Consider the following 12,775-nt stretch of genomic DNA (forward strand, 5'->3'; position numbering starts at 1 on the left):
AACTTGTGTTGTCTATCCTTGATGTATGAGGTAAAAGGAGGAACAAGTATGAAAAAGTGGGGCTTTTTAATATGTATCGTTTTGATCGGATATGTCGTTACGCAATCACCGGGATGGATTCAGCAGAAGGATGAATTGCCCATCGAGATCCAGAATACGCGTGAAAATCCCGCAGGTTATACGGTATCCGTCACGGGAAATATTCAGGATCAGGTACATAAGGGGAACTTGTTACTGGTTAATAAGCATTACCCCGTTGGCGCGGAAGGAGTTAAATCCGATATTGTATATATAGCGGATGAGGATGAGCTGCTTCGTGGATATGGAATCATGGATCGGAAAATCATGTTATCCCGGCAGGTGGCGCAGGAGTTTCAGAGGATGGTGGAAGCAGCAGGTGAAGAGGGAGTCAGATATTTTCTCGTCAGCAGCGGGTACAGGGATTTTGAAAAGCAGGACGAGCTATATCAGGAAAAGGGTTCAGACTATGCACTTCCTGCGGGTCACAGTGAGCATAATCTCGGATTATCCCTGGATGTCGGTTCAAGCTTGGCTGCCATGAATGAAGCACCAGAGGGTGCCTGGCTGGAGAAGAATGCATGGAAATACGGATTTATTTTACGTTACCCGAAGGATAAAGTGCGCATCACCGGTATTCAGTATGAACCATGGCACTTTCGATATGTAGGGCTGCCGCACAGTGCTGTCATGCATAAGAATAATTTGGTGCTGGAAGAGTATCTTGATTTGTTAAAAGAAAAAGAGAACATTACTGTTGAAGTAGAGGGTGAGGAGTATCATATCCGTTATTACCAGGCCACCCAAGATACGACCGTTTACATACCTGAGCACGGCCAAACTGAAATATCGGGTGATAACATGGATGGTGTCATCGTCACCGTAAAGAAATAACAGGGCAACACCAGGGAGGCGAAACAACATGAAGAACAACAACCAGAAGAAAAGCAAACATTACATCCTTTGGACTGCCGTGTTCATTATCTATTTATATCTGCTGACGAAGCTGATCCTGTTCAAAGGAAGCCCGGTCGATTTTGGCATCGTGAAGGATCGACTGATGGCGTTCTTGCAACAACCGGATCTGGTCCATACCCGAACCGTCAACCTGACACCATTTCAGGAAATCTCACGAGACTGGAACAGTCTATCGTTACATCGTCCGGGTACAGCAATCCATCTGGTAGGCAATATACTGGCTTTTATCCCGCTGGGCATCTTCATTCCCGTGTTGACGGGTAACAAGTTATTCTCCGGAGTAAAAGTGCTACTGCTGTCTGTGCTGCTCAGTTTGGGTTATGAAGTGACACAGCTGTTGACGGGCATGGGGATATTCGATGTGGATGATCTGATGCTCAATACGCTTGGCGGCTTCATTGGATATATCATTTATACCATGGCTATGGGTCTGAAAAAGGTGTTGTCGGTAGGGGAATCCCGCGTGACGACGAAAAAGTTAAATTCTAAGGAAAGTCACGTGTAAGGAGGGGAACAACTTGATTATAATGGCTGTACTGTTCATTAGCGCAGGGCTAATGTTTCTCGTGTATCCACACAAGGTAACGGATGCTTCGGAAAAACAGATTGCGGAGCGAGTGATCATGTCTAGATGGGTTGGAGGCTCGTTAATTGCTCTGTCGTGTTTGTTTCTGATCATGGGCACGATTCAACTGTTAGATCAAGCCACACATCACATTGGGCATTAAAAGGCAGTTGACCTTGAAGCAACGGAGAATACACACATACTGAAACCATAGCTCCCCGTAACGTGCAGAGTGCACTTTACGAGGAGTTTTTTAGTGTTTCATAAGGTATCGAATTTAGCATAGGACCAGTTAACTTTGCGAGTAACATCGCAAATGAGGTAGAGTAGAGATGATGCGTTAGTACCTATCCCTTATAAAAAAGGAGGACATACATTGTATTCATTAGCTAAAGAACTAGCAGGAACCATGAGAGCCATGATGCAATTTGAAACTGAAATTGCTGAAGCTACGAATAATCACTACGATGAAGAAGTAGTGCGTGATTTAGAACAGAAAAGAACTGATCTGATAAGAGCTTGTACACGTGATGAGTTGCTGGTGATAAAAACAGTCATGAAAGTGGGACAATCGGAGAGAGGATATCGTCATTATTTCAATTCGAATGATGCTGAGATTATTTATCTCCCTGTTGAGTTAAACGAGCATGAGTTGATGCAGAAATATTCCTATTATCTTATACATAAGACTGAACGCGAACTTGCGGATAGCATTGAGTACTATACCTCTGTGTCGGAACAACTGAGAGAAGGTATGGAGATCTTAAAACTCTAAACTGTGATCTGTAAGTTCTAGGAGGCTTGTAAATGTTAATGAAAATTGTTGTATATCACTTTGATGTGTTCTACTATTACGTTCCCAATCAATATGCAGGAAAAATTGGCGAGTGGAGAGGAGAATTTATCGATTTTTTGTAGAGCCTAGAGTATAAGCACCCATTCACCCTGTATATCGAGTCTATTGATCATGAGGGAAATACGGAATATGCTCACTTTATTCGTAGTTACGGGGCGGATGATTTTGTGGACTGGATCAACGTGGAGAAATTAAATTGCAGAGGTGTATATCGTATTCCTGAACCACCTGATGATTCAGAAGTTGGATTAAATTTTGAGTTTTAAGTGATAAGAACCTACTCATAATTAAATTGATGATGCATATCGACAGTTAAATAAAAAGCTCCCCACCACGTGCTGATTGCACGTAATGGGGAGCTTCTTTGTATAACTTCATCACATTAATGATTCATGTAATTAAGCTTTTTTCATCATTTGACGCAATACAGTTTGCAGGATACCGCCGTTATGGTAGTAATCCACGTCAACCATGCTGTCCAGACGAGCGATGACAGGGAATTCGAACTGTGTACCGTCTTCACGAGTTACGGTAACTTTCAACTCTTGTCCTGGCTTCACATCATTGCTGAGGCCAGTGATGTCATACGTTTCACGTCCGTTCAGACCAAGGCTGGACCAGCCGTGACCTTCCTGGAATTGCAATGGCATTACGCCCATGCCGACCAGGTTACTACGGTGAATACGCTCGAAGCTTTCTGCGATAACGGCTTTGACGCCGAGCAGGAATGTTCCTTTTGCCGCCCAGTCACGGGAGCTTCCTGTACCATACTCTTTACCTGCGATAACGATCAGGTTCTGTCCTTCATCCTGATACTTCATGGAAGCATCGTAGATGGACATTTCTTCGTCCGTTGGCAGGTACTTCGTGATACCACCCTCGGTGCCCGGAGCCACCTGGTTACGAATACGAATGTTGGCGAACGTACCACGCATCATGACTTCATGGTTACCACGGCGTGAACCGTAGGAGTTGAAGTCTTTGCGCTCTACGCCATGCTCTTTTAGGTACAGTCCAGCCGGGCTGGATGGTGCAATATTACCTGCTGGCGAGATGTGATCCGTTGTTACAGAATCCGCAAGCAATGCCATAACACGTGCAGAACGGATATCTGCGATATCGTTCAACTTGTCGCCAAGCTCCTGGAAGAACGGAGGGTTCTGAATGTACGTGGAGTTCGGGTCCCACTCGTACAATTCACCTTCCGGTACAGAAATTGAATTCCAACGCTCATTGGCTGTAAATACGTTCTCGTACTTGTTGCGGAACATCTGAGCGTTCAGAGAACTTGCGATGGTATCCTTGATTTCCTCGGAGGTAGGCCAGAGGTCTTTCAGGAATACAGGCTCATTGTTCGTATCATAACCGATTGGATCGGTTTCAAAGTCAATATTCACTGTACCCGCAAGTGCATATGCCACAACGAGTGGTGGAGATGCCAGGTAGTTGGCTTTAACCTGTGCATGCACACGGCCTTCGAAGTTACGGTTACCGGACAATACAGCCGCTACGGTCATATCGTTCTCAGCAATAGCTTCGCTCACTTCGTCCGGCAGTGGACCGGAGTTACCGATACATGTTGCACAACCGTAGCCCGCAACGTTGAATCCGAGTTTGTCGAGATACGTGATCAGACCTGCTTTTTCCAGGTACTCGGTAACCACAAGGGAACCTGGTGTCAGACTGCTTTTCACATATCCTGGTTTGGTCAGGCCGCGTTCAACTGCTTTTTTCGCCAGCAGTCCCGCTCCAACCATAACACTTGGATTCGAAGTGTTCGTACAACTTGTGATCGCCGCGATCACAACAGCGCCTGCTTTCAGTTCACTGTTGGAACCGTCCGGATGCTTCACAGGTACAGATTGTTCGATTTTCTCATCGCTCAGACCGTAGCCGCCTTTATCTACAGGTGTGCGAATGATGCTGTTGAAGCTTTCTTTCATTTGTGTCAGCTCGATGCGATCTTGTGGACGTTTTGGTCCTGCAAGACTTGGTACAACAGAGCCGAGATCCAGTTCAATCACATCTGTGAATTCAGGGTCAACGGTGCTGGAAGTACGGAACATGCCTTGAGCTTTGTAATAAGCTTCAACCAATTCTACTTGCTCGTCAGGACGGCCAGTGTTGCGCAGATAGTTCAATGTTTCACTATCAACAGGGAAGAAACCGATCGTTGCGCCATACTCTGGTGCCATGTTGGCTACTGTTGCGCGGTCAGCCAGACCGATGTTGGCAAGACCTGGTCCGTAGAACTCTACGAATTTACCAACAACGCCTTTTTTACGAAGCAATTGGGTAACGGTCAGTGCCAGATCCGTTGCTGTTGCGCCTTCGCTCAGGCTGCCTGTCAGTTTGAAACCGATAACGTCCGGTGTTACAAAATAAAGCGGTTGGCCCAGCATACCTGCTTCAGCCTCAATACCACCAACACCCCACCCAACAACACCAAGTCCGTTGATCATGGTGGTGTGGGAGTCTGTACCTACGAGGGAATCCGGGAATACAACGGTTTCGCCGTCCACGGTTTTTGTTGCTGCCACGGAAGCCAGATACTCCAGGTTAACCTGGTGAACGATCCCTGTGGATGGTGGAACTGCACGGAAGTTGTTGAATGCCGTTTGCGCCCAACGCAAGAAGCGGTAACGCTCTTCATTACGCTCAAACTCAACTTTGATATTGTAATCAAGTGCATCGTTGGTACCAAAAGCATCAACCATAACGGAGTGGTCGATAACGAGATCGACCGGTACGAGCGGGTTGATCTGTTTTGGATCGCCGCCTGCTTTTTTCACAGTATCACGCATTGCAGCGAGGTCAACGACAACCGGTACACCGGTGAAATCCTGCAGAACGATACGTGCAGGGATGAATGGAATTTCCTTGTTATTGTCACGGCCATCTGCCCAGCCGGTCAGTTGTTTTACATGTTCTTCGGTGATAGCACGTCCGTCGAATTGACGAATTGCTGCTTCAAGCAACACTTTAATGGAGAAAGGAAGCCTGGAAAGATCGCCGTGGCCGTTTTCCTGAAGAGCATCGAGACTGTAGTAGCGGTAAGACTTGCCTCCAACCTCAAGACTGCGAGCGGCGGAGAAATGATTCTTTGCTGACATACATGTACCTCCTTGGGATGTGTCGGTGAGATGAAGAAAACGTTCATTTAGGTGAAGAACAGGCCTTCATCGTTCCGTGTTCTTGTTCGTTAGTTTCATCAGATGAAACGTAATTTCATAATCATAACTTTAGTTTTAAGTATACCGTTTTCACCTCCGTACGTAAAGGTCTTTTTGCCTGATCAAGCAAGCTTTTGAACGGATGAAGGCGTTTTCGTGAAGCGAGCAGGAACAAGATATCTTGTGTACCTGTATTTGCCGAATTTCGAATCTCCCTCCTGAGCCGTGTACATACAACCGAAGACCCTTTCATATGAATAGTAGGAGTTTATATACGCAATGAAATATTCCGGACAGAACTCATGCCAAAGGGGGACATAGGCTTGGAACGGGAATGGAAGAGTGCCTTATATACTTACGTGAACCAGTACAATCGCTGTGAGATCGACTACCGTCCACAGACCAGCGAACGGATCGTTACCGATCCTGACTTCGTGGTGGAACGGGGAGAGCGTATGGCAAGGCTGGACGAATGGTATCGTAAGCGGCGCGCCGTGCCTCTTCGCAGCGAGACCAGCGCCAAGCTTGTGCGCACGCTTATGGATGGCCAGGAAGAAGCGGTGGTGGATGTACAATTGTACAGCAGACTGTTCTACGAGAAGAGCGGTATCACCCACCGGGAGGACCGGATTGAGCGGGAGCGGTTAACCTTTCTGCGGCAGAGTGGTGGATGGGTCATTGGACGGGTCGAGCGAGAAGTGCCGGAGCGTCGCCCTGCTGGGGAAGGACGTCCGTTTCAACAAGCTGATTTTGTACAGGCGATGAATCGGCCGCTTCTGAATCGGGAAGTGTTGGGTCAAGGAAGAAGCTCACGGCAACAATCATATCGCAGAGATTTGGCGGTCGCCTATGCAGATCGGTGGTGGAATGCGGGGAATCCGGCATTTGAGGAATTTGATGTGGATTGCACCAATTACGTGTCCCAATGTCTCTTTGCAGGGGGCGCACCCATCCACTATACTGGTAGAAGAGAAGCCGGCTGGTGGTATAAAGGGTATGTGAACGGCTCCGAAATGTGGAGTTACAGTTGGGCAGTTTCCAACAGTCTGGAGCGTTATTTGTCAGGCAGCAGCTGGGGTCTGACCGCGACAGAAGTGGAGCGTCCTGAGCAGCTGATGCTCGGCGATGTTATTCTCTACGATTGGGACGGAGATGGACGATTTCAGCACAGCACCGTTGTGACCGCGTTTGATGCGGGCGGTATGCCGCTTGTTAACGCACATACGGTTAGCAGCCGTCACCGCTTTTGGGATTACCGGGATTCTTACGCTTGGACGGAGCGGACGGTATACCGGCTTTTTCATATTGCAGATGAGTTTTGATGACGAAAGATTTTCGGGATGCGGTGACGCAGACATCCAGTTCCGTGTAAAATAAGACCAGATAATGCAAGCAGAATAACAAGGGTGCTGAGCATGCAAGCATGACAGCATCAGGCACAGATAATCGGAGGGTACACATGAGTATGGATAAATTAAAAGTAGGCGTCGTGTACGGCGGAAAATCGGGCGAGCATGAGGTGTCGCTGCAAACGGCGTTTGCTGTAACAAACGCATTTGATTATGAAAAGTATGAACTGGTTCCTTTTTATATCTCCAAGCAGGGGACGTGGAAAAAAGGACCTGTCATGCATGCGCCGTTCGCGCAGATTGAAGACTTGAAGCTGGAGCAATCGGCAGGCGGAACGCAGGATGCACTGAACGCCCTGTTTGGCCGTTTGTATGGCGGAGCAGAAGCGCTGGACGTGATGTTCCCTCTGCTGCATGGTACGTTTGGAGAGGATGGCACCATTCAGGGCATGTTTGAGATGGCGGATATGCCATATGTAGGTGCAGGTGTACTGGCTTCGGCTGGCGGCATGGACAAAGTGGTCATGAAAAAGCTGTTTGCACAGGCTGGCATTGACCAATGTGCCTTTACGTATTTTAACGCGACACAATGGAAGCAGACAGAGCACGAAATGATCGTACAGGTCGAAGATCAGCTGGGGTATCCTTGTTTTATCAAACCGGCGAATCTGGGCTCTAGCGTGGGAATCTCCAAAGCACGTAACCGCGATGAGCTGAAGACAGCTGTCGAGTTTGCACTTCGGTATGATACGAAGGTTGTCATTGAGGAGTTCGTTGAAGCCCGCGAAGTTGAGGTCAGCGTCCTTGGCAACGACGAGCCCATGGCTTCCGTTCCAGGTGAGATCGTATCCTCCGGTGAGTATTATGACTATGCAGCCAAGTATATTGATGGTCAATCACAGATGCTGATTCCAGCTCCACTGGACCCAGAGGCCGCAGATCGCATTCGCGAGGCAGCTTTGCAGGCGTTCCGTGCGATTGAAGGTAACGGTATTTCACGTGCGGACTTCTTCATTCGGAAAAATGACGGCGCCTTGCTTATTAATGAAGTCAACACCATGCCTGGTTTCACACCATACAGCATGTATCCACTTCTTTGGCGTGAGACAGGTGTATCGTATGCCGAACTGCTGGATCGCATGATTGAACTGGCACTGGAGCGTTACAACCGCAAGCAGGCACTGAATTACGAGAACGGCGTACAGGCGTAGCCTGCGACCACAAGATCAGGAGGGATATGCATGGGATTTCAGACTGAATTCAATTCCGTATGCAAGTTCAAGAATGAGCAGGAGCTGTTCGAACTTCTTGAATACGGACGCGGCAAAATGGTCAAACAGGGCTTCCGGGTATTTCCTACCGGCCAGAAAGTGATTGCATACACACCGGATAACGTGGCTGTAGCCATCGTCAAGATCGTGGTTTCCATTGCAGAGATCAACTTCCAGGGGCAAGAGGTAACCGAGGTGGAGATGCAACTCATCCGCAAATTGACTGAGGAAGAATCACGCATCCAGACTGCCCTTGCGGATGAGATGTTCTTTGGGGAGCAAGCACAGGAGTAGTTGTTGACTGTAAGTGCGGGTCGGAAGGACGGATTTGCCAGAATACGATTATGGTCACTCTTTTAGGGTAAAACTTGGTTATATACAGTGACGGTACATCCTGACGGCTGAATATGCCGTGCGGGTTCTCCGCCCTAATAGAGAGGAAGAGATTCATGCTCGTACGCTTTGGTTACGTGGCAATGTCCGTGCTTATAGAGAACGCCTCGCCTTCCCGGACCATGACCATGTCGAGTTTTAACAAAATCGATGACAGGGAAGCCGCGATCCGCAAGCTCGAACGGATTGCAGCCGAGAACCTGCACAATACATTACGTTTGCTCAGGCACAACAAGGGTAGCCATATTCATGTATATCGCTTCTCTTCCAAATTGATTCCACTGGCAACACACGAGGACCTGAATGATTGGGACCCGTTCCCGGCGCTAAAGCAGGACTTTGCGGCCATTGGTGATTTTGTGAAGGAAAATCATATGCGTGTGTCCTTTCATCCGGATCATTTTACCGTACTTAGTACCCCCCGCGAGCAAGTTCTGCACAACTCGATTCGCGACCTTCGTCATCATGTTCGGATGCTGGATGCCATGGGATTGAATGCCACTGCCAAGAACAATATACATATTGGTGGTGCATACGGGGACAAGCCTTCGGCGGCGCTTCGTTTTGAAGAAAACTTTTTGAAGCTGGATCGGGACATTCAGGAGCGGCTCACACTCGAAAATGATGACAAAACGTTCAATGCGCCTGAGACACTTGCCGTGTGCCAGCGCTTGGGATTGCCCATGGTACTTGATATCCATCACCATTGGGTGAACAACGAAGGAGAACAGGCATGGGATCTGTGGCCTGATATTCTAAAGACCTGGCAGTCACCGCTTGCCCAGGCAGATTCACCGGCTGATCAGCCATTGCCACCCAAAATCCATGTCTCCAGTCCGAAGAGCGAGAAGGATCTGCGAGGTCATGCTGATGGTGTAGAGGTAGAGCCTGTGCTCGATTTCTTGCGTCATATCGCAGCAGACACCCCAAGACTTGACGTGATGATTGAGGCCAAACGCAAGGATGAGGCTCTTGTGCAACTGATGCAGAAGCTGGCATTCTATCACGAAGAGGGTGTGGAGTGGGTGGACGAGTCTACCGTCATCATTCATCCGTAGTGCCAAAAGGGGCCTGGGCAACGAGAAACTTTATGACCTGTGGGGCGTATACTTTTAACAAGTATTTCAACTTTTCGTAGATTGATATAGAAAGTAGAGTGAACGCTTTGAATGAGAAGGAAAAGACACCTTATGTCGTGACAAGCAAAAGCTATACTGCCGTTGCCATTAATGCAGCTTCCAAAGCTGGCGAATGGATCAAAAGCCGTCTTGGGACGGTAGCTGAACTTGGCACCAAATATTCACCCCAAGATCTGGTGACCGAAGTGGATAAAGGAGCGGAGCAGATGATCCGCCGCCTGATTCTCACGCATTTTCCCCACCATGCCATTCTGGGTGAAGAAGGCGTAGAACCGGGACCGGAAGCTTCGGCAAAAGCACTGAAAGAGGCTGAGGAAGAAGAGTTCCTGTGGATTGTTGATCCTGTGGATGGAACGACGAACTTTGTACACGGATTCCCGTTTTATTCGGTGTCCATCGCATTGGCTCACGATGGTGAAGTCATTGTCGGCGTGATCTACGACCCTTCCCGTGATGAGATGTTTGTTGCGGAAAAAGGGAAAGGAGCATATGTTCACGGAAACCGGATGCTTGTATCTGGTGAACAGGAACTGGCTCAGAGCCTGATTGCGGTTGGATTCCCGGCAGACACAACCTTTGCGTTGCCACTGAATATGGCCGCTGTGCAGGCGCTTGCTCCGCAAGTTCGTAACTTGCGTGCAGGCGGATCTGCCGCCCTTCATCTGGCGTATGTTGCCGCAGGACGTCTCAGCGCCTACACCGAAGTTGGCCTGAAACCGTGGGATATAGCCGCAGGTGCGCTGTTGGTTGAAGAATCAGGCGGCAAGGTGACGGATACCATCGGAACGCCTTACCAACTGTCTGTAAACCATGTCGTTGCCAGCAATGGCAAAATCCATGATGCACTGACGGATGTGCTGAAGGAAGCGAAAGCAACCGGTCTGGAGTGAGTTTATTCAACTCATCTGCTCGCCTTTATCACCGGATTTCTCCCTTGGAAAAGGGAATCAAAGAAATCTGGGGATAACAGCGATCGGAAGATGGTTCTGTACACGAAGTGAAAGTACAATAGTATGGTTAACGCAAGTATGACTTTAATTAAAGGAGCGAAAACAATGGATGAATCCAAAGAACTGGAACGACGGCTCAGTGATATGCTGACGGAAGGGGACATGGAAGAGTCCGGCGACACCGATCAGCGTGAACGCCAGCTGATTCCTCCCAAATATGAAGTGCGAATCCAGACAGAACGTGATCCAATTGTCGAGGAAACGTTAAAGTACCGGAAGATGGCACGTGAAGTGGACGATCGTTATGATCGGTATCTGGAGCGAGCTACCGGGAACAAACCGGAGAGCGACAAAGGTCATTCGATTGCTGAAGACTCGAATAAGCCGCAATCTTAACTAATCACTGAACGTCATAGCTGAGCTTAACCAATAACAGGCTCCCCTTTAGGGAGTCTGTTATTTCATGTGTGCTCTCAGTAGAGAGGACAACGCCTACTTTGAAATGATAGAATAGAGTAACACGACTTATATCATTGGAATGACCGATGTACTATATATTAGTGTAATTATAGATTCGCGAGAAGGAGTGTTACCTGAATGAAGCGTAAACGTATATGGGAAAATACAGCTGCCGGTTTAACGGTAAGCATGTTGGCAGGAATGCTGCTCTTTACATCATCTGCATTGCCTGCACACGCGGCTGACACCAAAACCGGTGTATTGCCAGCGGGTACAAACGAGACTTCGCTGACTGCGAAGAAAGATGCAGTAGCCGTAACGAAGGAGTTCCGCATCGTGACATTGGGAGATTCCATAACGGTAGGTTATGAGCCCAACACAAAAGAATTGCCCTATGGTTATGTAGAACGTCTGCAGGAGCAGGGTTTGCTGCATGGACGTACACAGGTGGACAACTACGGGATTGCCGGATTGAAAACCAGTGGCCTGAAAAACTTCACTACTGCAATTAAGGATGGTAAAACGCTGACTTCTGAAGCCATTCAACCAAGTCTTCCTGATCCAAGAGCGGGACAGATCGGAGCCAATACTGCTGCAATCCGTGAGAGTGTAGCACAGGCCAATCTGATTGCAATTACCATTGGGGGTAATGATGTATCTGAGCTTCTCGGTACAGCAGACAAACTGAGTGATCAGGAACTGCAAGCGAAGGTAAAAGAATTACTCGCAACATATACAGCCAATGTTAGTGCAACGATTAATGATATCCATGAAATTAATCCGACAGCTACAATTGTCATCGCCGACCAGTATCAACCGATGCCAGAAGTAGCAGGCAAGGCACTCTATGCCAAACTGATGGAGGCATCCCAAGGTTTCACACAGACCATTGATGGCATTGCAGCACAATTCACTGCTCAGGGTACCGATGTCAAAGTCGCACACGTGGCCAAGGAGTTTGTTGGTGGTGAAGGCACGATGACACATATGATCAAAGATCGTGATTTCCACCCGAACCAATTTGGATATGCGGCCATTGCCGAAGTATTTGCCAAAACAATCTGGGGCGACTACACCAAGCTGACTGTACCTGCCACAGGTGAACCAATGAACATTATTGTGAGTGGCAAAACATTAAATACACCGTACAAACCGATTATCCGTAACGGCAAAAACTTTGTGGCGATTCAAGACATCGTGAATGCGGTCGGTGCTACTACAGTGTGGGATAACAAAACTTCAACCGCAACCATTACATATGGAGACCGGAAAGTTGCTGTGAAGATTGGTGCCAATGCTGTGAAGGTAAATGGAGCATCGGTTACTGTGGATACACCTGCATTCCTGAATAAGGTAGGCAAAGAATCCAAAACATATGTACCCCTTGCCATGGTGGCTGAAGGTCTTGGCTTTGATGTGCAATATGTAGCGAAGCTGAAAACTGTTTTTGTTAATCCGTAAATTGTATTTCATACTTTAACATGATGTTATTCAACAGCCAGAATACCTTGATCTGTTCAAGGTATTCTGGCTGTTTTGTGTTCTTTTTGAGTTGCTGACACAGATGTATACCTTCTCTAATGACCTAAAATGTTGCATAAATATATCTTGTCAGATGACCAAT

12 protein-coding genes are annotated in these 12,775 nt (G+C 47.8%); 11 read left to right on the forward strand and 1 reads right to left on the reverse strand.

The features are described 5' to 3' along the window. Positions 1-48: 48 nt before the first annotated feature. The 4 genes from MHI12_RS03495 to MHI12_RS03510 all read left to right on the forward strand — a co-directional run bounded on the left by MHI12_RS03495 (position 49) and on the right by MHI12_RS03510 (position 2,336). Positions 49-912, forward strand: a complete 864-nt coding sequence (locus MHI12_RS03495; protein WP_405171535.1) for a D-alanyl-D-alanine carboxypeptidase family protein — start codon at positions 49-51, stop codon at positions 910-912. 28 nt (positions 913-940) lie between these two features. Further along, a complete protein-coding gene (locus MHI12_RS03500) occupies positions 941-1,501 on the forward strand; it encodes a VanZ family protein (RefSeq protein WP_405171536.1) in 561 nt (186 codons plus the stop codon). 13 nt (positions 1,502-1,514) lie between these two features. Then, complete coding sequence (locus MHI12_RS03505) at positions 1,515-1,724, forward strand: hypothetical protein (RefSeq protein ID WP_405171537.1); 210 nt, start codon at positions 1,515-1,517, stop codon at positions 1,722-1,724. 213 nt (positions 1,725-1,937) lie between these two features. Continuing rightward, positions 1,938-2,336, forward strand: coding sequence for a hypothetical protein (locus MHI12_RS03510; RefSeq protein ID WP_405171538.1), 399 nt, complete (start codon positions 1,938-1,940; stop codon positions 2,334-2,336). 479 nt (positions 2,337-2,815) lie between these two features. Here the strand turns inward: MHI12_RS03510 and acnA are convergent, their stop codons facing one another. Further along, positions 2,816-5,530 carry an aconitate hydratase AcnA gene (acnA, locus tag MHI12_RS03515; RefSeq protein ID WP_036614112.1) on the reverse strand — a complete coding sequence of 905 codons (2,715 nt, stop codon included), beginning with the start codon at positions 5,528-5,530 and terminating at the stop codon, positions 2,816-2,818. Positions 5,531-5,892: 362 nt separating this feature from the next. On the opposite strand from acnA, the gene MHI12_RS03520 reads away from it, so the two are divergent. The 7 genes from MHI12_RS03520 (at position 5,893) to MHI12_RS03550 (ending at position 12,612) form a co-directional block, all read left to right on the forward strand. Continuing rightward, on the forward strand, positions 5,893-6,912 hold the full coding sequence (locus tag MHI12_RS03520; protein WP_405171539.1) for an amidase domain-containing protein: 1,020 nt from the start codon (positions 5,893-5,895) through the stop codon (positions 6,910-6,912). 137 nt (positions 6,913-7,049) lie between these two features. Beyond that, a complete protein-coding gene (locus MHI12_RS03525) occupies positions 7,050-8,150 on the forward strand; it encodes a D-alanine--D-alanine ligase (protein WP_036614110.1) in 1,101 nt (366 codons plus the stop codon). 30 nt (positions 8,151-8,180) lie between these two features. After that, entirely contained in the window at positions 8,181-8,504 is a 324-nt protein-coding gene (locus tag MHI12_RS03530; protein ID WP_036614107.1) for a hypothetical protein, read from the forward strand. Positions 8,505-8,659: 155 nt separating this feature from the next. Next, a complete protein-coding gene (gene uvsE / locus MHI12_RS03535) occupies positions 8,660-9,661 on the forward strand; it encodes a UV DNA damage repair endonuclease UvsE (protein ID WP_074093415.1) in 1,002 nt (333 codons plus the stop codon). Positions 9,662-9,768: 107 nt separating this feature from the next. Next, the gene (locus MHI12_RS03540) at positions 9,769-10,632 is read left to right on the forward strand and encodes an inositol monophosphatase family protein (RefSeq protein ID WP_405171540.1); all 864 of its coding nucleotides are present in this window, start codon (positions 9,769-9,771) and stop codon (positions 10,630-10,632) included. Between the two features lie 165 nt (positions 10,633-10,797). After that, complete coding sequence (locus MHI12_RS03545) at positions 10,798-11,088, forward strand: hypothetical protein (protein WP_338590718.1); 291 nt, start codon at positions 10,798-10,800, stop codon at positions 11,086-11,088. Between the two features lie 201 nt (positions 11,089-11,289). Next, positions 11,290-12,612 (forward strand): stalk domain-containing protein, encoded by a 1,323-nt coding sequence (locus MHI12_RS03550; RefSeq protein ID WP_405171541.1) that lies wholly within the window; start codon positions 11,290-11,292, stop codon positions 12,610-12,612. Positions 12,613-12,775: the final 163 nt, after the last annotated feature.

It is taken from the genome of Paenibacillus sp. FSL H8-0280 (genome assembly GCF_045040665.1).
GTDB classification, from domain to species: domain Bacteria; phylum Bacillota; class Bacilli; order Paenibacillales; family Paenibacillaceae; genus Paenibacillus; species Paenibacillus xylanexedens_A.

What these genes read in the sequence shown, in the direction of transcription:
- MHI12_RS03530 (WP_036614107.1), top strand. Translation starts at nt 8,181, where the DNA reads ATGGGATTTCAGACTGAATTCAATTCCGTATGCAAGTTCAAGAATGAG.
- acnA (WP_036614112.1), bottom strand. Translation starts at nt 5,530, where the DNA reads ATGTCAGCAAAGAATCATTTCTCCGCCGCTCGCAGTCTTGAGGTTGGA.
- MHI12_RS03525 (WP_036614110.1), top strand. Translation starts at nt 7,050, where the DNA reads ATGAGTATGGATAAATTAAAAGTAGGCGTCGTGTACGGCGGAAAATCG.
- MHI12_RS03500 (WP_405171536.1), top strand. Translation starts at nt 941, where the DNA reads ATGAAGAACAACAACCAGAAGAAAAGCAAACATTACATCCTTTGGACT.
- MHI12_RS03550 (WP_405171541.1), top strand. Translation starts at nt 11,290, where the DNA reads ATGAAGCGTAAACGTATATGGGAAAATACAGCTGCCGGTTTAACGGTA.
- MHI12_RS03520 (WP_405171539.1), top strand. Translation starts at nt 5,893, where the DNA reads ATGCCAAAGGGGGACATAGGCTTGGAACGGGAATGGAAGAGTGCCTTA.
- uvsE (WP_074093415.1), top strand. Translation starts at nt 8,660, where the DNA reads ATGCTCGTACGCTTTGGTTACGTGGCAATGTCCGTGCTTATAGAGAAC.
- MHI12_RS03545 (WP_338590718.1), top strand. Translation starts at nt 10,798, where the DNA reads ATGGATGAATCCAAAGAACTGGAACGACGGCTCAGTGATATGCTGACG.
- MHI12_RS03495 (WP_405171535.1), top strand. Translation starts at nt 49, where the DNA reads ATGAAAAAGTGGGGCTTTTTAATATGTATCGTTTTGATCGGATATGTC.